The 23,108-nt window shown below is 74.1% G+C and carries 20 protein-coding genes and 1 riboswitch; of the genes, 6 read left to right on the forward strand and 14 right to left on the reverse strand.

Annotated features, from left to right (window positions below):
- Positions 1-10: 10 nt before the first annotated feature.
- A complete protein-coding gene (gene trpS, locus IE248_RS03965) occupies positions 11-1,024 on the reverse strand; it encodes a tryptophan--tRNA ligase (protein WP_008744016.1) in 1,014 nt (337 codons plus the stop codon).
- 138 nt (positions 1,025-1,162) lie between these two features.
- On the reverse strand, positions 1,163-2,434 hold the full coding sequence (glyA, locus tag IE248_RS03970) for a serine hydroxymethyltransferase (protein WP_073795048.1): 1,272 nt from the start codon (positions 2,432-2,434) through the stop codon (positions 1,163-1,165).
- Between the two features lie 36 nt (positions 2,435-2,470).
- Positions 2,471-2,561: riboswitch (ZMP/ZTP riboswitch) on the reverse strand.
- Positions 2,562-2,670: 109 nt separating this feature from the next.
- Here glyA and rocD point away from each other — a divergent pair.
- Positions 2,671-3,876: an ornithine--oxo-acid transaminase gene (rocD, locus tag IE248_RS03975; protein ID WP_073795047.1), complete on the forward strand. Its 1,206-nt coding sequence runs from the start codon at positions 2,671-2,673 to the stop codon at positions 3,874-3,876.
- Between the two features lie 6 nt (positions 3,877-3,882).
- Here the strand turns inward: rocD and IE248_RS03980 are convergent, their stop codons facing one another.
- Positions 3,883-5,073, reverse strand: a complete 1,191-nt coding sequence (locus tag IE248_RS03980; protein WP_008744019.1) for a glutathionylspermidine synthase family protein — start codon at positions 5,071-5,073, stop codon at positions 3,883-3,885.
- A 15-nt stretch (positions 5,074-5,088) separates the two neighbouring features.
- Positions 5,089-5,397 (reverse strand): hypothetical protein, encoded by a 309-nt coding sequence (locus IE248_RS03985; RefSeq protein WP_037795508.1) that lies wholly within the window; start codon positions 5,395-5,397, stop codon positions 5,089-5,091.
- 119 nt (positions 5,398-5,516) lie between these two features.
- On the opposite strand from IE248_RS03985, the gene IE248_RS03990 reads away from it, so the two are divergent.
- The gene (locus IE248_RS03990; protein ID WP_073795045.1) at positions 5,517-6,353 is read left to right on the forward strand and encodes a hypothetical protein; all 837 of its coding nucleotides are present in this window, start codon (positions 5,517-5,519) and stop codon (positions 6,351-6,353) included.
- 388 nt (positions 6,354-6,741) lie between these two features.
- On the opposite strand, the gene pdxR is transcribed toward IE248_RS03990, so the two are convergent.
- Positions 6,742-8,145 (reverse strand): MocR-like pyridoxine biosynthesis transcription factor PdxR, encoded by a 1,404-nt coding sequence (gene pdxR, locus IE248_RS03995; protein WP_073773734.1) that lies wholly within the window; start codon positions 8,143-8,145, stop codon positions 6,742-6,744.
- A 46-nt stretch (positions 8,146-8,191) separates the two neighbouring features.
- On the opposite strand from pdxR, the gene IE248_RS04000 reads away from it, so the two are divergent.
- Complete coding sequence (locus IE248_RS04000; protein WP_037798067.1) at positions 8,192-8,695, forward strand: carboxymuconolactone decarboxylase family protein; 504 nt, start codon at positions 8,192-8,194, stop codon at positions 8,693-8,695.
- A 24-nt stretch (positions 8,696-8,719) separates the two neighbouring features.
- Here IE248_RS04000 and IE248_RS04005 read toward each other — a convergent pair whose 3' ends face one another.
- From IE248_RS04005 to IE248_RS04030, 6 genes are all read right to left on the reverse strand, one after another.
- Complete coding sequence (locus IE248_RS04005) at positions 8,720-9,757, reverse strand: serine/threonine kinase C-terminal domain-containing protein (RefSeq protein WP_190029954.1); 1,038 nt, start codon at positions 9,755-9,757, stop codon at positions 8,720-8,722.
- Positions 9,758-9,760: 3 nt separating this feature from the next.
- Complete coding sequence (locus IE248_RS04010; RefSeq protein WP_047960666.1) at positions 9,761-10,180, reverse strand: hypothetical protein; 420 nt, start codon at positions 10,178-10,180, stop codon at positions 9,761-9,763.
- Positions 10,164-11,888: an AbeC-like domain-containing protein gene (locus IE248_RS04015; protein ID WP_100581887.1), complete on the reverse strand. Its 1,725-nt coding sequence runs from the start codon at positions 11,886-11,888 to the stop codon at positions 10,164-10,166. Before IE248_RS04015 ends, IE248_RS04010 begins: the two co-directional genes overlap by 17 nt.
- Positions 11,889-11,989: 101 nt before the next feature.
- Entirely contained in the window at positions 11,990-12,979 is a 990-nt protein-coding gene (locus IE248_RS04020) for a malate dehydrogenase (RefSeq protein WP_037798065.1), read from the reverse strand.
- 193 nt (positions 12,980-13,172) lie between these two features.
- Entirely contained in the window at positions 13,173-13,871 is a 699-nt protein-coding gene (locus tag IE248_RS04025; RefSeq protein ID WP_190029955.1) for a DUF3017 domain-containing protein, read from the reverse strand.
- Complete coding sequence (locus IE248_RS04030) at positions 13,861-14,727, reverse strand: bifunctional methylenetetrahydrofolate dehydrogenase/methenyltetrahydrofolate cyclohydrolase (RefSeq protein WP_037798063.1); 867 nt, start codon at positions 14,725-14,727, stop codon at positions 13,861-13,863. Before IE248_RS04030 ends, IE248_RS04025 begins: the two co-directional genes overlap by 11 nt.
- Before the next feature lie 246 nt (positions 14,728-14,973).
- Between IE248_RS04030 and IE248_RS04035 the strand changes: the two genes are divergently transcribed.
- A complete protein-coding gene (locus tag IE248_RS04035; protein WP_073794710.1) occupies positions 14,974-15,645 on the forward strand; it encodes a hypothetical protein in 672 nt (223 codons plus the stop codon).
- Positions 15,646-15,739: 94 nt separating this feature from the next.
- Here IE248_RS04035 and purH read toward each other — a convergent pair whose 3' ends face one another.
- The gene (purH, locus tag IE248_RS04040) at positions 15,740-17,332 is read right to left on the reverse strand and encodes a bifunctional phosphoribosylaminoimidazolecarboxamide formyltransferase/IMP cyclohydrolase (RefSeq protein ID WP_190029956.1); all 1,593 of its coding nucleotides are present in this window, start codon (positions 17,330-17,332) and stop codon (positions 15,740-15,742) included.
- Complete coding sequence (purN, locus tag IE248_RS04045; RefSeq protein WP_037798059.1) at positions 17,329-17,952, reverse strand: phosphoribosylglycinamide formyltransferase; 624 nt, start codon at positions 17,950-17,952, stop codon at positions 17,329-17,331. The genes purH and purN overlap by 4 nt, the downstream gene beginning before the upstream one ends.
- A 231-nt stretch (positions 17,953-18,183) precedes the next feature.
- On the opposite strand from purN, the gene IE248_RS04050 reads away from it, so the two are divergent.
- A complete protein-coding gene (locus IE248_RS04050; RefSeq protein ID WP_073794708.1) occupies positions 18,184-18,789 on the forward strand; it encodes a hypothetical protein in 606 nt (201 codons plus the stop codon).
- A gap of 425 nt (positions 18,790-19,214) precedes the next feature.
- Here the strand turns inward: IE248_RS04050 and IE248_RS04055 are convergent, their stop codons facing one another.
- Positions 19,215-20,795, reverse strand: a complete 1,581-nt coding sequence (locus tag IE248_RS04055) for a cell division protein PerM (RefSeq protein WP_190029957.1) — start codon at positions 20,793-20,795, stop codon at positions 19,215-19,217.
- A 119-nt stretch (positions 20,796-20,914) separates the two neighbouring features.
- Here IE248_RS04055 and IE248_RS04065 point away from each other — a divergent pair, with 119 nt between their 5' ends.
- On the forward strand, positions 20,915-23,026 hold the full coding sequence (locus tag IE248_RS04065; RefSeq protein WP_229895109.1) for a helix-turn-helix domain-containing protein: 2,112 nt from the start codon (positions 20,915-20,917) through the stop codon (positions 23,024-23,026).
- The last annotated feature ends 82 nt before the right edge of the window (positions 23,027-23,108 follow it).

Consider the following 23,108-nt stretch of genomic DNA (forward strand, 5'->3'; position numbering starts at 1 on the left):
CGGTGCGGCCTCAGTGCTTCGCGGGCAGGAATCCGAGCCGGTCGTAGGCCTGCGCCAGGGTCTCGGCGGCGACCGCGCGGGCCTTTTCCGCACCCTTGGCGAGGATGGAGTCCAGGGTCTCGGGGTCGTCCAGGTACGCCTGGGTCCGCTGCCTGAACGGTGTGACGAAATCGACCATCACACCGGCCAGATCGGTCTTCAGCGCGCCGTAGCCCTTGCCCTCGTACCTCTCCTCCAGGGCGGCGATCGTCTCGCCCGTGAGGGTGGAGTAGATCGTCAGCAGGTTGCTGACGCCGGGCTTCTTCTCGGTGTCGAAGCGGATCTCGGCCTCGGTGTCGGTGACCGCGCTCTTGATCTTCTTCTCGGTGACCTTGGGCTCGTCGAGGAGGTTGATCAGGCCCTTGGGCGAGGACGCGGACTTCGACATCTTGATCGCCGGGTCCTGGAGGTCGTAGATCTTCGCGACCTCCTTGACGATGTGCGCGGCGGGCAGGGTGAAGGTCTTGCCGAAGCGCGTGTTGAAGCGCTCGGCGAGGTCGCGGGTCAGCTCGATGTGCTGGCGCTGGTCCTCGCCGACCGGGACGGCGTTCGCCTGGTAGAGGAGGATGTCGGCGACCTGGAGGATCGGGTACGTGAACAGGCCGACGGTGGCGTTGTTCGCGCCCGACTTCGCGGACTTGTCCTTGAACTGGGTCATCCGGCTGGCCTCGCCGAAGCCGGTGATGCAGTTCATGACCCAGCCGAGCTGCGCGTGCTCGGGCACGTGGCTCTGGATGAAGAGCGTGCAGCGCTCGGGGTCCAGGCCGGCGGCGAGCAGCTGGGCGGCGGAGAGGCGGGTGTTCGCGCGCAGGTCCTTCGGATCCTGCGGCATGGTGATCGCGTGCAGGTCGACGACCATGTAGAACGCGTCGTGCGTCTCCTGGAGGGCGACGTACTGGCGGATGGCACCGAGGTAGTTCCCGAGGTGGAACGAACCGGAGGTGGGCTGGATGCCGGAGAGCGCGCGAGGACGATCAGAAGCCATGGCTCCATTCTCTCAGGTGCGCGGGCGGGCTCGGGCCCACCGGCGCACCGGTCGCGGGGCCGTGGGAGTGGAGGCACGGGCTCCGCTGCGCCCCGCCCGCGGGGCCGGAGGTCTCCGGCCCCGCGGGCGTCCGGGGCGTCAGGCGAGCGGGAGGCCCGGGGCCGGGTGGGCCGCCATCAGCTCTCCGACCTCGGCGCGGACGGCGGCCAGCGCGGGCTCGTCGCCCTTCGCCGCCGCGTCGACGGCCCGGGAGATCCACTCCGCCACCACCGGCATGTGCTCCGGGGCCAGGCCGCGGGAGGTCAGCGACGGCGTGCCGATCCGGATGCCCGACGGGTCGAACGGCTTGCGCGGGTCGAACGGCACCGTGTTGTAGTTCACCACGATCCCGGCCCGGTCCAGGGCCTTCGCCGCGACCTTGCCCGCCACGCCCCGCGAGGTCAGGTCCATCAGGATCAGGTGGTTGTCCGTACCGCCCGAGACGAGGTCGAAGCCGCGGGCGAGGAGCGCCTCGGCCAGGGCCTTCGCGTTGGCCACCACCGCGTGCGCGTACGTGGTGAACGCGGGCTGCGCGGCCTCGTGCAGCGCGACCGCGATGCCCGCCGTGGTCTGGTTGTGCGGGCCGCCCTGCAGGCCCGGGAAGACGGCCTTGTCGATGGCCTTGGCGTGCTCCTCCCGGCACATCAGCATCGCGCCGCGCGGACCCCGCAGGGTCTTGTGCGTGGTGGTGGACACGACGTCCACGTGATCCACGGGCGACGGGTGGGCGCCGCCCGCGATCAGGCCGGCGATGTGCGCCACGTCCGCGACGAGGACCGAGCCCGCCTCCCGCGCGATCGACGCGAACGCCGCGAAGTCGATGGTGCGCGGAAGGGCGGTACCGCCGCAGAACATGATCTTCGGGCGCTCCGCGAGGGCCAGGTCGCGCACCGCGTCGTAGTCGATCAGGCCGGTGTCGGCCCGTACGCCGTACTGGACGCCCCGGAACCACGAGCCCGTCGCCGAGACCCCCCAGCCGTGGGTGAGGTGCCCGCCCATCGGCAGGGCCATGCCCATCACGGTGTCCCCCGGCTTCGCGAACGCCAGGTACACGGCCAGGTTCGCGGGCGAGCCGGAGTACGGCTGCACGTTCGCGTGGTCCACCCCGAACAGGCCCTTCGCCCGCTCGACGGCCAGCGCCTCGACGCGGTCGATGTTCTGCTGGCCCTCGTAGTAACGGCGGCCCGGGTAGCCCTCGCTGTACTTGTTCTGCAGCACGGTGCCGGAGGCCTCCAGCACGGCCGCGGACACGTAGTTCTCGCTCGGGATCAGGCGCAGGGTCTGCGCCTGCAGGCTCTCCTCGGCGGCGATGAAGGACGCCAGCTCGGGGTCGGTGGCGAGCAGGGCGGGGTGGTGGTGGTTCGCGCTCATGGCGGCTCCTCCGGGGTCGATGTCGTCATCTCGTCCCCGCGAGGCCCAGGCGAGCGGCCCTGTGTGCGGTCGTCCGCGCACGACTCCCCCGGAGTTGGTTCTCCGTGCGCCAGTCGCCGTGCGTACCGACCACCTTAGCGGGCGCGCCACGGGAAAGGTTTCTCCGTCCGGTATACGAGCGAGGATGGACAGTGACGCCACCCTCGTCACAGGCCTGACGGACGATCGGAGACCCCGTGTCGACAACTGCTGATGCCATGCGTTCCGCCGACGCGCACAGCGCGCACAACTACCACCCGCTGCCCGTCGTCGTCGCGACGGCGGAAGGCGCGTGGATGACCGACGTGGAGGGAAGGCGCTACCTGGACATGCTCGCCGGGTACTCGGCGCTCAACTTCGGGCACGGCAACCGCCGCCTGATCGATGCCGCGAAGGCCCAGCTGGAGCGGGTCACGCTCACCTCGCGCGCCTTCCACCACGACCGTTTCGCCGACTTCTGTACGCAGCTCGCCGAGCTGTGCGGCAAGGAGATGGTGCTGCCCATGAACACGGGCGCGGAGGCGGTCGAGACGGCGGTGAAGACCGCCCGCAAGTGGGGCTACGAGGTCAAGGGCGTCCCGGACGGCCACGCCAAGATCGTGGTCGCGGCCGACAACTTCCACGGCCGTACGACGACCATCGTGAGCTTCTCGACGGACCACGACGCCCGCGACCACTTCGGGCCCTACACACCCGGGTTCGAGATCGTCCCGTACGGGGACCTCACCGCGCTCGCCCACGCCGTCACCGAGAACACCGTCGCCGTACTGCTGGAGCCGATCCAGGGCGAGGCGGGGGTGCTCGTACCGCCGCCCGGATACCTGCGGGGCGTACGGGAACTGACGCGCGAGCGGAACGTCCTCTTCATGGCGGACGAGATCCAGTCGGGGCTGGGCCGGACCGGCAGGACCTTCGCGTGCGAGCACGAGGGGGTCGTCCCGGACGTGTACATCCTGGGCAAGGCGCTCGGCGGCGGTGTCGTGCCGGTGTCGGCCGTGGTCGCCGACCGCGACGTCCTCGGCGTCTTCAAGCCCGGCGAGCACGGCTCCACCTTCGGCGGGAACCCCCTCGCCTGCGCCGTCGCCCTGGAGGTGGTCGCGATGCTGCGCTCCGGCGAGTTCCAGCAGCGCGCCGCCGAGCTCGGCGACCACCTGCACCGGGAGCTCAACCTGCTGGTCGGCGGCGGCGCGGTGACCGCCGTACGCGGGCGCGGACTGTGGGCGGGCGTCGACATCGACCCCTCGCGCGGCACGGGCCGGGAGATCTCCGAGAAGCTGATGGAGCTCGGGGTGCTGGTGAAGGACACCCACGGGTCGACGATCCGGATCGCCCCGCCGCTGGTGATCGGCAAGGAGGACCTGGACTGGGGCCTCGACCAGCTGCGCTCGGTGCTGGGCGGCTAGCGGGGCCTAGAGGATGACGTGGGGCAGGAAGCGGGCGTACTCGTCCGTGACCGGCCCCGCCGATTCCCTGATGCCCAGGCCCGCCGCCTCCTCCTCGACGACCCACGCGCCGAGCACGACCCGGTTGCCGTCGAAGTCGGGCAGCGGCGCCAGCCCCTGGAAGACGTACGCCTCCCCCTCGGCCGGTACGAACGGCACCTCCCCGCCGGCCTCGTGGAGGCTCACCCCGGCGCCCTCGCGGCCCAGCAGCGGCTTGGCCGCGTAGCCGGTGGTGTCCGCGAGCTCGCGCGGGCCGTCGAGGTAGGCGGGCAGCAGGTTCGGGTGCTCCGGGAAGAGCTCCCACAGGATCGCCAGCAGCGCCTTGTTGGAGAGCAGCATCTTCCACAGCGGCTCGATCCACTGGGTGGTGCCGGAGCCGCCGCCGTGGTCGTAGGTGCCGAGCACCTGGGGGCCGAACTCGTCCTCGGCCAGCCACTCCCACGGGTAGAGCTTGAAGCAGGCGCGGATGAAGCGCAGCCGCTCGTCGACGAAGCGGCCGGAGAGGCTGTCCCAGCCGATCTGCTCGACGGACAGGGCATGGGTTTCGAGACCGGCCTGGTCCGCGGTCTCCTGGAGGTAGGCGACCGTCATCAGGTCCTCGCCGAGCTCGTCGGTCTCGGAGTGCGCGAAGTGAACCGGGCCCGGCGGGAGCAGCTCGGCCTGCCGGCGCCAGGCGTCGACGAGCCGTTCGTGCAGGGAGTTCCACTGGTCGGCCCCGGGGAAACGGTCCTCCATCCAGAACCACTGCGGACTCGCCGCCTCCACCAGGGAGGTGGGGGTGTCGGCGTTGTACTCCAGCATCTTCGCCGGGCCGGAGCCGTCGTAGCGCAGGTCGAAACGCCCGTACAGCGAGGGCTGCTCGGCGCGGCGGCGCCAGGACTCGGCGATCAGCGCGGCGAGCTTCGGATCCTTGATGCCGAGGTCCGCGAAGCGGTCGTGCTCCACGATGTGCGCGGCGGCGGCGAGGCACATCGCGTGCAGCTCCTCGACGACCCCCTCCAGCGCCTCGACCTCGGGGAGCGAGAAGGAGTAGTACGCGCTCTCGTCCCAGTAGGGGCGCAGGGAGTCGTCGGGGTAGCGGGTCAGGGGGTAGATCAGCCCCTGCTCCTCGACGGTCCGCTGCCAGTCGGGGCGGGGCTCGATGGTGTGCCGCTTCATGGATCGTTACGTCCCTCAGCCGCCGCTGGAGCCGGAGTGGCCGCCGTTGCCGATGCCGCCGCGGGTGACGGCGGACTTGTCGAAGCTGCCGCCGGTGACCTTGCCGGAGCTGACCCTGCCCCCGTAGTAGTACGAGCCGTGGCCGCCGCTCTTGCACTCCTTGCTGTTCAGGTGGTCCAGCGTGCTGCGGGAGGCGCAGCGGCGGTCGGGCTCGTCACTGCTGCCGCAGGCGACGAGGGTGGCGGCGAGCAGACCCATGCCGCCGAGCGCGACGCCGCCGGAACGCATCCGGCGACGGGTGGTGCTGCTACTGGTGCTGTCCATGCGTGTGGCTCCCCCTCGGCGCGGCGGCGTGCTGCGGACAGAGTAGAGCGGGGCCTCGCACCGACGGAATCCAGCCGTCCTCATCCCGGTGTTCTAGAGTCGTTTTCGTGCTGCTTGGGATGATGTGCGCGCTCGGTGCGGCGGTCTGCTTCGGCACGGCCTCGGTTTTCCAGGCGATGGCCGCGCGGGCGGCGGAGCCGGGCACGGGGTCGGGGGTGGACCCGGCGCTGATGCTGCGCGCGCTGCGCCAGTGGCGTTACCTGCTCGGGCTCGGGCTGGACGCGGTCGGCTTCGCCCTCCAGATCATCGCCCTCCTCCACATCCCGATCTACGCGGTGGGCGCGGCGATGGCGGCCAGCCTGGCGGTGACGGCGGTGGCCGCGACACGGCTGCTGCGGGTACGGCTGAGCGGGACGGAATGGGGCGCGGTGGGGGTGGTCTGCGCGGGGCTGCTGATGCTGGGACTGGCGTCCGGCGAGGAGGGCACCGGGGAGGGGCCGCCCGCGCTGAAGCCGGGACTGCTGGTGGCGGCGGTGCTGGTACTGCTCGTCGGCGCGGCGGCGGGCCGGCTGCCGGACGGCCCCCGGGCGCTCGTCCTCGGCCTGGCGGCGGGCACGGGCTTCGGGGTGGTGGAGGTCTCCGTACGCCTCATCGACGGCTTCTCGCTGACCAACCCGGCCGTGTACGCGCTGCTGCTGGGCGGGGGTGCGGCGTTCCTGCTGCTCACCTCGGCGCTGCAACGGGGCTCGGTGACGGCGGCGACGGCCGGGCTGGTCCTGGGCGAGACGGTCGGCCCGGCGCTGGTCGGGGTCGCGTGGCTCGGCGACCGGCCGCGGGAGGGACTGGCGTGGCTGGCCGTCACCGGCTTCGCCGTCTCCGTGGCCGGAGCCCTCGCCCTGGCCCGCTTCGGCGAACCGCCGCCCCCAGGCCCGACCCCGGACCCGACCCCGGCGTAACCCCCGCCTCCCCCCTCCGGGGTGCCCATACCCAGCCCCTCGCGGCGCGGCGGCGCGGCGCATAACAAGGACTGTCTCCCCGCCCCGCCCTTCCACCGTTCCCCCGGCTCCGCCCGGACCCCGGTCCTCAAACGCCGGACGGGCTGAAAGGATCCCGGGGCTCCGCCCCGGACCCCGCGCCTCAAACGCCGGCGAGGCTGAAGTGCGCGGGCGGGGCCGGGGGCGGGGGTGGGGTGGGGTGTTGGCCGGGACGTAAAACGTGATTTGTGGCGTGACGGGAGCCGCAAGGCGACAGCGCCCGCCCAGCCGCCATAAATCATGCAGTCCCGGACGACACCCCACCCCACCCCCGACACCGGCCCCGCCCCACCCCACCCCCAACCCCCCGCTACGGCAGCGTCGCCGCCAGCGCCGCCAGCGTCGCCCCCCACGCACTGTCCGGCGGGGTCCCGTAGCCCACCACCAGCGCGTCCCGCGCCGGCATGTCCGCCTCCGGGTGCCGGTAGTAGGACAGCCCCGTCAGGGACAGCGAGTGCCAGGCCGCCGCCTGCACCAGCGGCCCCTCCGTGCCCGCCGGAAGGTCCAGCACCGCGTGCAGCCCCGCCGAGATCCCCGACACCGCCGTCACCCGCTCCCCCACCGCCGCCACCAACGCCTCGCGCCGCCGGAAGTACCGCTGCCGCATCCCCCGCACGTGCCGGTCGTACGCCCCCGACCGCATGAACTCGGCCAGCGTCAGCTGGTCCAGCGCGCTGGACGTCCACTCGGCCCGCCCCTTCACCGCCAGCACCTCCTCCACCAGCCCCGCCGGCAGCACCAGCCACCCCATCCGCAACCCCGGCGCCAACGCCTTGCTCGCGGTGCCCAGGTACACCACCCGGTCCGGGTCCAGCCCCTGCAACGCCCCGATCTGCTGCCGGTCGTAGCGGAACTCCCCGTCGTAGTCGTCCTCCAGGATCAGCCCGCCCGTCCTGCGGGCCCAGTCGACCGCCGCCGCCCGCCGCGCGGGCGTCAGCGCGGCGCCCGTCGGGAACTGGTGCGCCGGCGTCAGCAGGACGGCGCCCTCCGCCCCCGCCAGGTCCTCCGTCCGCGCCCCCGCCCCGTCCACCGGCAGCGGCCGCATCCGCAGCCCCGCCGCCGCCAGCACGTCCCGGTGCACGTTCAGCCCGTACCCCTCGACCGCCACCTCCCGCACCCGCCGCGCCCGCAACACCCCGGACATCAGCTTCAGCCCCTGGACGAACCCCGCGCACAGCACGATCCGCTCCGGGTCGGCGTACACGCCCCGCACCCGCGCCAGGTACTCGGCCAGCGCCTCCCGCAGCTCGACCCGCCCGCGCGCGTCGCTCCCGTACCCGAACGCGTCGTTCGGCGCGTGCGTCAGCGCCCGCCGGGCGGCCGCCAGCCAGGCCGCGCGCGGGAAGCCGCTGAGGTCCGGGGTGCCGGGCACCAGGCTGTACGAGGGCCCGCGCCGCTCCGGGCGGCGCACCGGCGCCGCGCCGGCCGCCTTCCCCGGCCGCGGCCGGGCCCGTTCGGCGACCCGGGTCCCCGACCCCTGGCGGGCCGTCAGCCAGCCCTCGGCGACGAGCTCGGCGTACGCGTCCGCGACCGTGTTCCGCGCCATCCCGAGGTCCACCGCGAGCGACCGCGAGGACGGCAGCCGGGTGCCGGGGGCGAGCCGCCCGCTGCGCGCGGCCTCGCGCAGCGCCTCCACGAGCCCGGCGCGCCGGCCGCGCCCGGCGGAAAGGTCGAGATGCAGGTCGGCGCCGAAATTGGCCCAGGAATCCGTCATGGATATGGACCATATCGCCGGGCTTCTTCCCCGTACCGTTGGGGACATGACGACGACGAACGAAGCCCCCGCGTACGCCCCCGAGCAGCCCTCCCGGATGCAGTGGCACGCGCTCGCCCCCGAGGTCTACAAGGCGATGGTGGCCCTGGAGATCGCGGCCCGCAAGGGCCTCGACCCGGCCCTCGCGGAACTGGTCAAGATCCGCGCCTCGCAGGTCAACCACTGTGCGTACTGCCTGGACATGCACACCAAGGACGCCATCGCCGCGGGTGAGAGCGTCGAGCGGATCGTGCAGCTGGGCGCCTGGGAGGAGTCGCGGCACTTCTACACCGAGAAGGAGCTGGCGGCCCTCGAATTCACCGAGGCCGTCACCGTCCTGACGGACGGTTTCGTACCCGACGAGGTGTTCGAGAAGGCCGCCAAGCACTTCGAGGAGGCCGAACTGGCCCAGCTGACCGCCCTGATCGCCACGATCAACGCCTGGAACCGGTTCGCCGTGACCTCCCGCTCGGTGCCGGGGCACTACACCCCGGGCATGTTCAAGCACTGAGCCAGCGCACCGCCGGCCGCTCCGTCAGCCGCCCGGCCGGAACGCCGCCAGGGCCGCCGCGTGGTGGTCCTGGGTGGCGGCCCATTCCCCGGCCGGGCCCGCCGTCAGCACCGCCCACTTGCTGCCGTCCGGGCCGAAGAGGACCCGCTCGACGCAGCGGCGGCGGCCGTGCAACTCCGCGTTGTCGTACTCGTAGACCAGCTCGGCCGCCCCGGAGGCGCCGGGGACGGTGCCGACGCGGATCTCCTCGTAGCCCGAGGTCTGCGAACGCCGGTGGCTGGAGGAGCCCTTGACGGTGTCGAGCGGGCTGACGTCCTCGGTGACCCGGAAGATCTGGAGCAGCGCGCTCCGATCGGCGGAGCGGTAGAAGACCCCGTCCTTGCCCTCTTCCCGCGCCCAGCCCGCCGGCACGGCGATGGTGAAGCCCGCCGGATCCTGCTTGGTCTCGTGCACCCCGGTGCCGGAAGGACTCGGGCTGCCGCTCGGGCTGCCGCTCGCGCCGCTGTCCGGCGACACGGAGTCCCCGGGCGTCGGCGAGGCCGCGTCCGAGGGCGTGCCCGGCAACGACGGCGCTCCCGAGGCCACCGTCCCGTTCTTCTCCCCGGCCCGGTTCGCGTCGTCCGTGTCCCGGGCCATGAACCACACCGCCCCGGCGCCGATCAGGACGGCGGCCACCGCGATGCCCACCGTCGCCGGTGTCAGCCACCGCTCGCGCGCCCCGCCCGAGGGCGGCGGCCCCGGCGGTACGGGGGGCAGGTACGGGGGGTTGGAGACGTACGGCGGCTGCTGCCCCGGCGGGGCGTACGGCGGCAGCCCGGGCACCCCCGGCGCCCCCGGCCCGAGCGGGTCGTACGCCGGCCCGGCGGGCGCGGGCCCCGCCTGCCCGGCCTGCCCGGCCTGCCCCGGCGGGGTCGGCGACACCGGCGGCGCCGACGGCATCACCGGCGGCGGCCCGTACACCTGCGGCGGGGCCGGCGCCGCCCCGGCGGCCGGTTCCCACACCCAGCGCTGCGCGTGCGCGTCCCAGCGGGGTTCGCCGGACTGCCTCGGTTCAGGAGCCACGGTTCAGCCTCCCAGCGTGCCGAGCAGGGCGCCGAGCGCGGCGGCCGCGTTCACCGATTCCACCAGCGGAGCCCACCGCTCCAGCGCCTCGCGCAGCCGGGTGGCCAGCCCGGGCCGGATCGTCTCCGCCCCGTCCAGCTCCCCCGCGACCTCGTCGAGTTCGGCGTCGAGCGCGGACCGGTCGGCGCCCCGGGGCGCCCGTACGAGGGCGGCGCGCAGGTCGAGCACCGCCTCCAGCAGTTCCGCCGCGCCGGGCACGGCCGGGCTCCCCGTACCGCCGTGGTGGACGGTGTTGGTGTGGTGGCTGCCGCCGATGCTGAAGGCACTGCCGTGGACACCGCCCTCCACCCGCAGGGTGGGCTCGGGCCCGCCCGCGCCCGCTCCCCCGCTCCCGCTCCTGGTCCCGCTATCTGCCGCCGCCATGGCTTCTCCCCCTGTGTGCGCTGTTGTGATGCCCGCTGCCGCCGATGCTGAACGCGCTGTCGTGGATGTCGCCCATCGACCGGATGTACACACCGCCCTCGGCGACGTGGACGGCGCGCTGCGCGAACTCCTCGGTGTGCCAGCCCGCTTCGTGCAGGGCAACGGTAATACCGCCGACGACCCGGTCCTGAATCGTCTTCAGGTACCGGTCGAGGTCCATGAGGTGGAACAGCGACCCGTTGTCCTGGGCGGCGAGTTCCCGCACCGACACCCGGGGTCCCTCGGGCCGGGCGCCGCCGTGTCCGCCGCTGGCGATCCGCCCCCAGCTGCCGCCGCCCCGGGACAGCGTGGCGAGCGAGTGCGCGAAGGAGCCGGGCGTGTTCTGGAGGGCCGAGACCACCTTCCCGAAGCGGTTGTTGTTGACGTAGCGCTCGGCGTCGGCGTCCGCGTTGTGGAACGACGTGCGGACGGGCAGCAGCACGTGCGGCGCCACCTCCAGCATCAGCATGCCGCCCTGGGTGTGAACGCGTACGAAGACGGTGACGACGAGGTTCTCGTCCCAGCCGCCCACCCGGATCCGCAGGAAGTGCCGGCGCCGCTCGCCGCCCTCCTCGATGGCCTCGGCCCGGTGCGTGGCGAACCGCTGCTGCACGGGCGGGGCTTCGTCGCGGTGCCGCAGCCCGCCGGCGGGCAGGAACACGCACTCGTCTATGGCCAGCTCGCGCATCCGGTCCAGTACGGCGGCCTCGGCTTCGGGCGAGCCGTGCGGCGAGGGCACCCGCAGCCGCTGGAGCAGCGGCACGATGCGCTCCACCATGTGGGCGTTGGTGAGCGGAGTCGGCTCCCGCCCGGCTTCGAGGTCCTCGCGCGGGCGCAGTTCCACGGACAGCTGCCAGGGCTGGTAGGCGTCGCCGGCGCCGCAGAACGGGTCGTTGATGTCGTACATGATCACCGGTGCGTGCTGCTCGGCGCGGATGCGCCTGCGGACCCGGGCGAACCGTACGCCGGTGTCCGTCTCGGCGGGGTCGGAGGCCGGGTCGGCGTACCGGCGCGGGCTGAGGTCGCCCGTGATGGTCCGCGCGACGTGCCCGCGCTGGAGTCCGACGACGGTGACCACGGCGGCGAAGACGGCCGGCACCCACACCAGGGGGAGGCCCGCGAGGGGGGCGCCGAGGGCCTGGCCGAACAGCAGGGGGCCGAGGGTGAACGCGGGGCCGAGGGTGTCGTCGTCGAGCAGGGCCAGCAGCGTCCCGGTGATCGAGAGCAGGACGACGAGGAGGGTCCACCAGCCGTAGACCCGTACCAGGAGGGAGAGGAAGCGGAACGCCGCGCCGCCCCGGTTGCCCAGCCAGTCCGCGAGGCTCAGCAGCAGGAACGGGAAGAGGAGCATCGCGAGGGCGCCGCTGGTGAGCAGGGAGCCGACGAACCAGGCGCCGAGTACGGCGGCCGCCCAGCCGAGTTCGGTGCGGCGGGCGCGCAGGGCGTGGGCGAGGACCCGTGCGGCGTCGAAGCCGTAGGAGGGCGCGACGATCCGCTCCTCGTGGACGTACAGCTCCTCGATCACCCGATCGCGGTACGCGGAGTCGAGGTAGGTGCCCGCGCACAGCAGCCGGCCCGCCTCGCTGACCGACGGGTGCACCGGGGGGCGGCCGTCGCGGGGATCGTCCCCGCCGGCGGTGGGCTGCGGGGGAATCGGGGTCTCGGTCACCGCCCGACCTTAGATTTCGCCTACATCCCGCGACAGGCGTAAACACGCCAAAGCGCCCCGGCCGGGAGGGCCGGGGCGCTGGGCGTTCGTCCGCGTACGGATCAGATCAGGCCGAGCTCGCGCACCGCGTCGCGCTCCTCGACGAGCTCCGCCACGGACGCGTCGATGCGCGCACGGGAGAACTCGTTGATGTCCAGGCCCTGGACGATCTCGTACTTGCCGTCCTTGGTGGTGACGGGGAAGGAGGAGATGATGCCCTCCGGGACGCCGTAGGAGCCGTCCGACGGGATGCCCATCGAGGTCCAGTCGCCCGCGGCGGTGCCGTTGACCCAGGTGTGCACGTGGTCGATGGCGGCGTTGGCGGCCGAGGCGGCCGAGGACGCGCCACGGGCCTCGATGATCGCGGCGCCGCGCTTGGCGACGGTCGGGATGAAGGTGTCGGCCAGCCACTGCTCGTCGCTGACGACCTCGGCGGCGTTCTTGCCGGCGATCTCCGCGTGGAAGATGTCCGGGTACTGGGTCGCCGAGTGGTTGCCCCAGATGGTGAGGCGCTTGATGTCGGAGACGGCGGCGCCGGTCTTGGCGGCCAGCTGCGAGATCGCGCGGTTGTGGTCCAGGCGGGTCATCGCGGTGAAGCGCTCGGCCGGGACGTCCGGGGCGGCGGCCTGCGCGATGAGCGCGTTGGTGTTGGCCGGGTTGCCCACGACCAGGACCTTGATGTCGTCCGCGGCGTGCGCGTTGATCGCGGCGCCCTGCGGCTTGAAGATGCCGCCGTTGGCGGAGAGCAGGTCACCGCGCTCCATGCCCTTGGTGCGCGGGCGGGCGCCGACGAGCAGCGCGACGTTGGCACCCTCGAAGCCCTTGTTCGGGTCGTCGAAGATGTCGATGCCCTTGAGGAGCGGGAAGGCGCAGTCGTCGAGCTCCATGGCGGTGCCCTCAGCGGCCTTCATGCCCTGGGGGATCTCCAGAAGACGGAGCTTGACCGGCACGTCCGCGCCGAGCAGGTGACCGGACGCGATGCGGAAGAGCAGCGCGTAGCCGATCTGGCCGGCGGCGCCGGTCACGGTGACATTCACGGGAGTGCGGGTCATGGCCTTCTCCGTTAGACAGCTGGCGGTGGGGCGTCCCTGCCCCATGTGCTGGAGGACGCCGCTCCCCATTAAGTCTTGACGTGAAGAGACATCCGCCCGTCAGGCTATCCGACCCCGGCACGGGCTAACCCCCGGGTCCGTGTGGTGCGTGGCACATGTCGCCCGGGAGTTCGAAGGCGCGCGGCCGCCCCGTTCAGCGAATGCTGAAGTGGACGGTCGACTCCAGCGAGGGGATGTCCAGCCACGGCTGCGGTTGCATGACCAGCGCGAGCAGCGTGATCGCGACGCCCAGCACCCCGTACGTGGCCATGTCCGTGAAGCGGGAGCGCACCGCGAGCATGCCCACCGAGGGCAGGACGCGGCGCAGCACCGCCGCCGCGATCAGGGCGACGCCGATGAACAGGCAGCCGATGCGGGGGTGTCCGACCGCGGTGACCAGCAGCCCGACGGCGGTGGCCGCGAGGACGCTGAGCATGGGCCACTGCCGGGCCGGAGCGGACGCGTCACGCGGTGCGGCGCGGCCGCCGCCCTCGGGGCGGGCGGTGTCCCGCGTGATGGAGGGGAACCGTCGGGTCCCTCTCGCCTCCTTGGCCCCGCCGGTGGCGGTCGCGGCGGGGGTGGCGGCCGCGGTGGTCACCTCGGGCGCGTCGGCCGCGGTGGTCGCGGCCGGCGCGGCCTTCGTCACCTCGGGCGCGCCCGCGCCGTCGGGCGCTGCGGCCGGGTCGGACACGGCCGTCGCCTCGGCCGCGCCGGGCCCCTTGGCCGCGTCCGTCGCCTCGGCCGCGCCGGATCCCTCCGCCGCGTCCGTCGCCTTGGCCGTGCCTGTCGCCTTCGCCGTGCCCGTCGCCTTGGCCGTGCCCGTCGGACCGGCGTGCTCGCGCTCAGCCCGCACTGGTCGTCGCCGCCCGTTCGGCCGCGTCCACGACGTTGACCAGCAGCTGCGCCCGGGTCATCGGGCCGACACCGCCGGGGTTCGGGGAGATCCAGCCGGCCACCGCCGCGACACCCGGGTGGACGTCGCCGACGATCTTGCCGTTCTCGTCGCGGCTGACGCCGACGTCGAGCACGGCCGCGCCCGGCTTCACGTCCTCCGGCTTGACCAGGTGGGGAACCCCGGCCGCGGCGACGATGATGTCCGCCTGGCGCAGCAGCCCCGACAGGTCGCGGGTACCGGTGTGGCACAGCGTGACGGTGGCGTTCTCGGACTTGCGGGTCAGCAGCAGCCCGATGGAGCGCCCGACGGTGATGCCGCGGCCGAGGACGACGACGTGCGCGCCGTTGATCTCGACGCCGTGGTGGCGCAGCAGCTCGACGATCCCGTACGGGGTGCACGGCAGCGGTCCCGGCTCGTTCAGCACGAGCCGGCCGAGCGACATGGGGTGCAGGCCGTCGGCGTCCTTCTCCGGGGCCATCAGTTCCAGCACCCGGTTGGTGTCGATGCCCTTGGGGAGCGGGAGTTGGACGATGTAACCCGTGCACTCCGGGTTCTCGTTGAGTTCCCGTACGACCGCCTCGATGTCCTCCTGGGAGGCGGTGGCGGGCAGTTCGCGCTGGATGGAGGCGATGCCCACCTCGGCGCAGTCCTTGTGCTTGCCGTTGACGTACCAGCGGCTGCCCGGATCGTCCCCGACCAGCAGGGTGCCGAGGCCGGGGGTGACACCCCGCGCCTTGAGGTCCGCCACCCGGGCGGTCAGTTCGGACTTGATCGCGGCTGCCGTGGCCTTGCCATCGAGAATCTGGGCGGTCATACCCCCATCCTCCCGGATGGGGCGGCCCCGGTTCCACTCGCGGGGCTCCACCGGCCCCGCGGATTCATTGCGCTTGCACAACAAGTGACCGTCCGTGTGCGCTGCGGCTGGACAAGTCCCGCGCGAGGCGATCACGATGGCGGTCACAGAGTGCCGCGGGCAGTGCCGGGGGGCGGCCGCAGAACACGCAGCGAAGCCTCCGTGCCGTGCCGTGCGTCCCCGCACTTCCACGGAGGGACACCCCACATGAGCTTCGGCGACCCCCACAATCCGTACGGATCGCAGCAGGGCCAGCCCGGCTACGGCTACCCGCCGCAGGCCCCGCAGCAGGCCCCCCAGGGCGTCCCGCCGCAGGGCTACGGCTATCCGCAGCAGCAGCCTCCGCAGGCCTACCCGGGGTACCCGGGGCACCCCGGCGGCGGCTACCCGGGCGGCTTCCCGGGCGCGCCCGCGCAGATGCCGGGCCTGATGAAGACGGCCCGGGTCCTGCTGTTCGTCATCGGCGGGTTCCAGCTGCTCGGCGCGCTCCTGATCATCGTCATCGGCGCTCTGGTCGCCGGCTCGGAGAACTCCGACGTCACGGGCATGCTGGGCGGCGGCGCCGCCGTCGTGGGCGTCGTCCTCCTGCTGTTCGCGCTCGCGCCCGTCGTCCTCGGCGTCCGGCTCGGCAAGGGCGCCACCCCGGTGCGCGTCCTGACGGCCATCTACGGTGGCCTCGGCGTGCTGGTCAGTCTGGCCAACGTGGCGACCGTGATCGCCGGCTCCTCCTCCCACGACGGCGCCGGGACGGCCGGGCCCATCATGGCCGCCTTGGTCGGCGCCGCCATCGGCATCACCGTCAGCGGCATCATCTTCGGCTCGATGGTGACCGGCTCGGCGACCGCCTGGTTCAATCGCCCGCGCCACTGGACCCCGTAGCACCGCGTTCACGGCGAAGGCCGCGCCCCGCAGCGGTGCGGGGCGCGGCCTTCGCCGTCAGTGGGGCCCGTCAGTGGGCCGGGGCCCGGGGCGGTCAGTGGAAGAAGTGCCGCGTCCCCGTGAAGTACATGGTCACGCCGGCCGCCTTCGCGGCCTCGACGACCTGCTCGTCACGGACCGAACCACCCGGCTGGACCACGGCCTTGATGCCCGCGGCGGTCAGGATCTCCAGCCCGTCCGGGAAGGGGAAGAAGGCGTCGGACGCGGCGTACGAGCCCTGCGCGCGCTCGGCGCCGGCCCGCTCGACGGCGACCTTCGCCGAGTCGACGCGGTTGACCTGGCCCATGCCGACGCCGACAGAGGCGCCGCCCTTGGCGAGCAGGATCGCGTTGGACTTGACGGCCCGGCAGGCCCTCCACGCGAAGGCGAGCTCGGCGAGCTGCTCCGGGGAGAGGGCCTCGCCGGTGGCGAGGGTCCAGTTCGCCGGGTCGTCGCCCTCCGCCTGGAAGACGTCGGAGTGCTGGAGCAGCACGCCGCCGCTGACGGGCTTCAGGTCGCCCGGCTGGTGCGGGGTGCCGTCCACCTTCAGCACGCGGATGTTCTTCTTCTTCGCCAGGACCTCGACCGCGCCGTCCTCGTACGCCGGGGCGGCGATGACCTCGGTGAAGATCTCCGCGACCTGCTCGGCGAGCTCGACGGTCACCGGGCGGTTGACGGCGATGACGCCGCCGAACGCCGACAGCGGGTCGCAGGCGTGCGCCTTGCGGTGCGCCTCGGCGACGTCCGCGCCGATCGCGATGCCGCAGGGGTTGGCGTGCTTGATGATCGCGACGCAGGGGTCCTCGTGGTCGTAGGCGGCACGGCGCGCAGCCTCGGTGTCCACGTAGTTGTTGAAGGACATCTCCTTGCCGTGCAGCTGCTCGGCGTTGGCGAGCCCGCCCGGCTGCCCGTCCGTGTAGAGCGCGGCGGCCTGGTGCGGGTTCTCGCCGTAGCGGAGGGTGGACTTGCGCTCCCAGGCGCCGGCCAGGAACTCGGGCAGGACGGCCTCGGGCTCCGGGGCGTACGCGTTGGTGAACCAGGAGGCCACGGCGACGTCGTAGGCGGCGGTGTGCTGGAAGGCCTCGGCCGCGAGCCGCTTGCGGGCGGTGAGGTCGAAGCCGCCGCCCTGGGCCGCGGCGATCACGTCGGCGTAGCGGTCGGGGCTGGTCACGACGGCGACCGAGGGGTGGTTCTTGGCGGCCGCGCGGACCATCGAGGGGCCGCCGATGTCGATCTGCTCGACGCACTCGTCGGGGGTGGCGCCCGACTGGACGGTCGCGAGGAAGGGGTACAGGTTGACGACCACCAGGTCGAAGGGCTCCACGCCCAGCTCGGCGAGCTGGTTGCGGTGGTCCTCCAGGCGCAGGTCGGCGAGGATGCCGGCGTGCACGCGCGGGTGCAGGGTCTTGACCCGGCCGTCCAGGCACTCGGGGAAGCCGGTGAGCTCCTCGACCTTGGTGACGGGCACTCCGGCGGCGGCGATCTTCGAGGCGGTGGAGCCGGTGGAGACGAGCGCGACGCCCGCCGCGTGCAGGCCGAGGGCCAGCTCTTCCAGTCCCGTCTTGTCGTAGACGCTGATGAGCGCACGCCGGATCGGCCGCTGGGTCGTGGTCGGGTCGTTGCTCGCAACGCTCTCTACGGCGGTCACTGGATTGTTACCTTTCGTCCCTCAATGCGGTAGCCGTGCCGGGCCAGGCGCCCCACGACGTCGACGAGCAGGGTGCGCTCGACTTCCTTGATGCGCTCATGGAGAGCGGCTTCGTCTTCCCCGTCCCGGATCTCGACCACACCCTGGGCGATGATCGGACCGGTGTCCACGCCGCCGTCCACGAAGTGGACGGTGCAGCCGGTGACCTTCGCGCCGTAGGCGAGCGCGTCCCGTACGCCGTGCGCCCCCGGGAAGGCGGGGAGCAGGGCGGGGTGGGTGTTGATGAAGCGGCCGCCGAAGCGGTCGATGAAGGCCTTGCCCACGATCTTCATGAACCCGGCGGAGACCACCAGGTCCGGCTCGTGGGCGGCGGTCGCGGCCGTCAGGGCCGCGTCCCACTCCTCGCGGGTCGCGTATCCCTTGACCGGACACACGAAAGTGGGGATCCCGGCCTTCTCGGCGCGCTCCAGACCGGCGATGTCCTCGCGGTCGGCGCCGACGGCGACGACCTCCGCGCCGAAGCCCTCGGGGCCGCCGGGGTGGGCAGCGATGGCGTCGAGCAGGGCCTGGAGGTTGGTGCCGGACCCGGAGACCAGCACGACCAGGCGGGAGACGGCCATGGGAGGCCCTTTCTTGTTCGCTTAGTGTGATCGTACGAAACTCCGGGGCACCGATATACGGGGAACCATACGAAGCCGCCGACCGGCAGCAACGATACCGGCTCACCGGACGGCCCCCGAGGGACGGGGGGACGGCCGAGGGGTAGCGTCTGGCGTACAAGCCGCAAACGGTGCGGCGCGATGCCCCGCGCCGCATGCCGCGTCCACGACACAGGGGAAGTAACGCACTCGATGCCGGACCGCCGTCAGCCCGACCCCTCGACCGACGACAACCCCTTCGCGGCGCCCCCCGAAGGCCGGCCCGACCAGCCGTGGGAGCCCCGCGACGGCGGCGGCGACGGGCGCGACGGCGACCGTGACCGCCGGGGCGTGGACCCCGACGGCGGCAGCGGCGGCGGCCCCGCGCGCTGGGACCCGACGGATCCGGTCCAGCGGCGCGCGCGGTACGCGATGCTGTCGGGCATGTGGGGCTTCTTCTTCGGGATCTTCGGGATCCCCTCGATGGGGCTCCTGCTGGGCGCGCTCGCGCTCTACTGGGGCATCACCGCCCTGCGCGGCCGCCCGGCCGCCCCCGCCCCGACGGACGGCACCCCGCCGCCGCCGTCCGGCCTCGCGGCCCTCGGCCCGGCCGCCCGTCCGCAGCGGACGGCGGCGATCAGCGGGCTGGTGACGGCGTCACTGGCGATCCTGCTGGCGGCGAGCTCGTACGCCGTGCAGCTGGCGTACAAGGACTTCTACGTCTGCCGTGACGACGCCCTCACCAAGACGGCGGAACTCCAGTGCAACACCCTCCTCCCCGACAACCCCATCGGCACCGTCCTCAAATCCCGCCGCTAACCGGCCCGGACGGCCCCACGACTCGCCCGGACGGGAGCCCTACGGCTTGCCCCGGCCGGCCGGAGGGCCATACGACTCGCCCCCGAGCCCCCGCCCGAACGGGGGCACTGCGGCTTGCCCCCAAGCCCCGGCCGGAGAAGGGGCCTGCGGGCTTGCCCGCCAAGCCCCCTGGCCGGACGGGGGGCGTACGACTCGCCCGGCAAGTCCCCGCGCGGCGGGACAGCCCCGCAGGCTCTGCCCTGCGGGGCTGTCCCCTACCCGCCCTTCGCCCGTTCCCTGGGCTCCGCCCAGACCCGCGCCTCAAACGCCGGCGAGGCTGAAAACCCGGCCACCCCAGCCCGTCCGGCGTTTGAGGACCGGGGGTCCGGGGGCTGGCCCCGGCGACGGCGCCGCAGGGGCGGGCAGCTTGCGGGGGCTGCGGCCAGTCAGAGGGGCGGGCGGCGGCGGGAGAGGACCCGGGCGCCCGAGACCGGGAGCACCGGCGGAGCCACCGGCGTGGCCGGGACCGGGTCCGGAATCGGCGTCGGAACCGGATCCGGCTCGGGTTCGGGATCCGGCTCCGGAACCGGCACCGGATTCGGCTGAGGCTGCGGCCGCACGGGCGGCACCGGCGGCACCGGCGCCGGCGCAGCCACCGGCGCCCGGTCCGGAACCAGCGGCGCCCCCGCCGCCCGGCGCAACGTCTCCCACCGGAGTTCCCGCGTCCCCGGCGCATGCCACTCGTCCCCCGGCCCCGTACCGGCCGCCGGCCGATTCCGCCACGCGTGCACGGCGACAGCCAACGGCACCGCGACCGCCAGCGTCCACGCCGCCGCCGCGCCCCCCGCCTGCCACCACACCGGCCCGAACCGCGCCAGCTCCCGCGACCCCAGCGGCCCCGACGCCGCCCCCGCGAGCCCCGCCGTCAACAGCCCGCACACCATCGAACCCAGACCCGCCGTCAGCGCGGTCTCCCCGTACGAGACTTCGCGCGCCCGCCGTACCGCGAGCCACCCCACCGCCAGCCCGGCCGCCACCGGAATCACGCCGACCGCCCAGGTCACCGGCGACCCCGGCCCCTGCGGCGGCAACGCCGACAGCAGCGGGAACCGCGGCAACGGCAGCGCCGCCGAGCCCTCGAAGCCGAGCGGCGTCACCGTCGCCCCGGCACCCAGCGCGAACCCGGGCCCGAGCGCGTACGCCGCGCCCCACACCATCGCGTTCGGGATCAGCGCCAGCGCGAGCAGCAGCACCGCGAACCGCCCCGACCACACCCCCGTCAGCGCCAGGAACGTGCCCTGGACCTCCGCGCCGTGCCACGCCAGCGAGGCCCCGACCAGCAGAACGCCCCCGCCGAGGAGCACCAGCGCCCCGGCCGCGCCGGACCGCAGCGCCAGCGCGTAACGGGGGCGCGCCACTGCCCTCCGTACGCCCTTCGGCACCCACTCCGGCAGCGGGCCGAGCGGACGCCCCTTGGCCACCCACACCCCGCCCGCCGCGGCGAGCACCGCCACCAGCGGGACGTGCCAGGCCGCGCTCAGCGGATCGGCGGGCATCGGACCGCCGGCCGCGTACACCGTGGCCAGGGATCCGACGGCCAGGTAGCCGCAGGTCACCGCCGAGAAGACGGCGCTGGCCGGGAGCACCTCGTCGCCGTCGCTGCCGTCCCCGCAGGCGCTGCCGAGGCGCGCCGCGCGCCGCATCAGCAGCACGGGCAGCGCCACCAGGAGCAGCGGGGTCATCCCGACGGGGGCCGGTACGCCGGAGAGGGTCTCGTAGCGGACGAGGTCCGTGCCGTGGGCGAGCAGCCACAGCCCGGCGGCGAGGTGCAGCGCGCCGCCGGGGCCGCTGTCGGGGTAGGGGGAGCTGATCCACAGCACGATCACGAGCACGGCGAGGAAGCCGAGCCCCAGTCCGGCGGCCATCGCACCGCCCAGCACACACGCGGCGGCGGCCGGTGAACGGCGCCGCCCGCCGGCCCTTTGAGGCGTCGGCAACGGGGTCCCGCGTTCGATTACTTGGGTCACTCCGCCATGGTGCCAACGACACGCGCTATGGACGGGTAACAGGCGAATGTCCGTGGTGTCGCTCAATATACGTTTATGTACTTTATCGCCCAGGGTCGCCGGTTCGCGGGGAGCGTGGCATGACACAAAACGTCGGTACGACCTCCGGCGAGAGCCAGGACCCTGAGCCCGTCCTCCCCGCGCCCGGGGAGCGTCGAAAGCTGCGCGAGGGGGCGCACCTGACGTACGAGCAGGTGGCGGCGGCGGTCGGGGTCACCGGAACCGCCGTCCGCTCCTGGGAGTTGGGCCGCACCGAACCGCGCGGGCGCAAGCGCGAGTCGTACGCCGCGTTCCTGGCGGGCCTGTCCGAACGCGCCGCCGCCCACGGCCACCCGGCCGGCGGCCACGCCCGCCCCCGCCCCAAGTCCCCGGCCAGGCGCGCGCCCCACGACCCCGCCCCCTCCAGAACCCCGGCCCCTCCCCCCTCCCGCAGCACCCACCCGGGCCCCGCCACCACCCCTTCGGCCCAGGCCCCTCCACGCCCCAACACACCCCCGTCACCCCAAACGGCCCAGCCGCCCCAGCCGGCCGCGCCGCACCACCCTGCCCAGCCGCCCCAGGCCGCCCCCGCTGCCCAGGCGACGCCGTCGCCCCAACCCGCCCAGTCGGCCCACGCCGCCGAGGCGACCCCGTCGGCTCACGCCGCCCACACGGACCGTGCCGCCGGTGCGACCCCGTCGCCTCAAGGCAGCCCGGCGCCCCAGGCGACCCCGCGAACCCAAACCACCCCGGTGACCCCGTCGGCCTCAGCCGCCCCCGCGGACCCGGCCCGGGCCACCCCGGTCGCCCCGGCCATCACCGGCATGTCCGCTCCCGAGACCGCACCGGACGCGTCGGCGCCTCGGGCCCCCATGGGCGCCCCGGCCATCCTCGGCATGTCCCCGCCCGGAGCCCCCGACGCCCCGGCCACCTCGAACGGCTCGGCCGCCACAGGCGCAGACGACCCCGAGGCCGCGCTGGGGACCCCGAACCCCTTGGACACCCAGGCCGCCGCCGCCCCCGAGGTCGTGCCGGGGCCGCCAGGAGCGCCCGGGTCCACGGACACCCCGATCGCCCGGTGGGACCCGAGCGCCCTGGCCCCCGCAGGGTCCCCGGCGGCCCCGGCCGCGAACGGCTCGGCCGCCACCGGCGCAGGCGCCCCCGAGGTCGCCCCGGGGCCTCCGGCAGCCCCCGGGTCCACGGACGCCCCGGCCGCCCTCTGGGACCCGGGCATCGCGGACCCCGCAGACGCGGCGGCCCCGGCCGCCCCGGGCGAGGACACGGCGGGTGCGGCGACGGCCGGGGGGCTGGACACTCCGCCCCCGGCCGCCCCGGCCGCCCCGGGGTCGCAGGAGGCTCCGGGGGCGGATTCCGGCGACCCGGCGGAGCCCCCCGCGCCGCTGACCCCGGCCGACGTGTTCGACGCCCTCTACGACCGCGCCGCCCCCGCCCTCCTGCGCCAGGCGTACCTCCTCACCGGCCGCCGGGCCCTCGCCATGGAGTCCGTCGAGCGGGCCTTCCACCTGGCCTGGAACCGCTGGCCCGAGCTCATCGCCGACCCCGACCCGGTCGGCTGGGTGCGCTCGGCCGCGTACGAGTACGCCCTCTCCCCCTGGCACCAGTTCCGCCGCGCCCACCGGCACCCCGACAAGCCGCCGGCCGATCCCGCCGACCGGATCCTGCTGGACGCGATGCTCCAGCTGTCCCCGATGCACCGCCGCACCGTGCTCCTCTACGACGGCATCGGGCTCGACCTCCCCGACACCGCCGCCGAGACCGAGGCCACCACACCGACCGCCGGCAACCGCCTCCTGCGCGCGCACGCCGAGCTCGCCGCCCGGATCCCCGAGCTGGCCGCCGTACCGCCCGAGAAGCAGTCCGCGGTGCTGCGCCACCGCCTCGGCGCGCTACGGCCCTCCGTACCGCTGGAGCCGCGCCCGGCCGTGGCCGTACGCGGCTCCGGCGAACACCGCACCCGGCTCTGGGGCCGCGCCGTACTCGGCCTGACCGCGATGATCGCCGTCGCGACCTCGTACACCCTCTCGACCGCGCCCACCCACTACATCCCCCCGCTGGCCCCGGGCGCGAGCGTCTCCGGGGTCCCCCCGCTCAGCGGACCCCAGCATCTGACCCAGCGGAGCAAGGAGCTCCACGACAAGCTGCGCAACGACCCGGAGGCCGGGCCCGCCCGCCTCGCGCCGAAGGCCGAGTGACGCGGGCGACCGCCCGACGGGTACGCGTACGGGCGTGGCCCGCACCCCAGCTGGGGTGCGGGCCACGCCCGTACGAACTGCG

The sequence above is a fragment of the Streptomyces goshikiensis genome, from assembly GCF_014650555.1.
GTDB classification, from domain to species: Bacteria; Actinomycetota; Actinomycetes; order Streptomycetales; family Streptomycetaceae; genus Streptomyces; species Streptomyces goshikiensis.

Bases quoted from the DNA above. Each gene is read 5' to 3' on its own strand.
- IE248_RS03980 (WP_008744019.1), bottom strand. From the start codon at position 5,073: ATGAAGCGGCACACCATCGAGCCCCGCCCCGACTGGCAGCGGACCGTC.
- IE248_RS04020 (WP_037798065.1), bottom strand. From the start codon at position 12,979: ATGACCCGCACTCCCGTGAATGTCACCGTGACCGGCGCCGCCGGCCAG.
- purN (WP_037798059.1), bottom strand. From the start codon at position 17,952: ATGGCCGTCTCCCGCCTGGTCGTGCTGGTCTCCGGGTCCGGCACCAAC.
- trpS (WP_008744016.1), bottom strand. From the start codon at position 1,024: ATGGCTTCTGATCGTCCTCGCGCGCTCTCCGGCATCCAGCCCACCTCC.
- IE248_RS03990 (WP_073795045.1), top strand. From the start codon at position 5,517: ATGATGTGCGCGCTCGGTGCGGCGGTCTGCTTCGGCACGGCCTCGGTT.
- pdxR (WP_073773734.1), bottom strand. From the start codon at position 8,145: ATGACGGATTCCTGGGCCAATTTCGGCGCCGACCTGCATCTCGACCTT.
- IE248_RS04010 (WP_047960666.1), bottom strand. From the start codon at position 10,180: ATGGCGGCGGCAGATAGCGGGACCAGGAGCGGGAGCGGGGGAGCGGGC.
- glyA (WP_073795048.1), bottom strand. From the start codon at position 2,434: ATGAGCGCGAACCACCACCACCCCGCCCTGCTCGCCACCGACCCCGAG.
- IE248_RS04050 (WP_073794708.1), top strand. From the start codon at position 18,184: ATGCCGGACCGCCGTCAGCCCGACCCCTCGACCGACGACAACCCCTTC.
- IE248_RS04000 (WP_037798067.1), top strand. From the start codon at position 8,192: ATGACGACGACGAACGAAGCCCCCGCGTACGCCCCCGAGCAGCCCTCC.
- IE248_RS04065 (WP_229895109.1), top strand. From the start codon at position 20,915: ATGACACAAAACGTCGGTACGACCTCCGGCGAGAGCCAGGACCCTGAG.
- IE248_RS03985 (WP_037795508.1), bottom strand. From the start codon at position 5,397: ATGGACAGCACCAGTAGCAGCACCACCCGTCGCCGGATGCGTTCCGGC.
- IE248_RS04035 (WP_073794710.1), top strand. From the start codon at position 14,974: ATGAGCTTCGGCGACCCCCACAATCCGTACGGATCGCAGCAGGGCCAG.
- IE248_RS04030 (WP_037798063.1), bottom strand. From the start codon at position 14,727: ATGACCGCCCAGATTCTCGATGGCAAGGCCACGGCAGCCGCGATCAAG.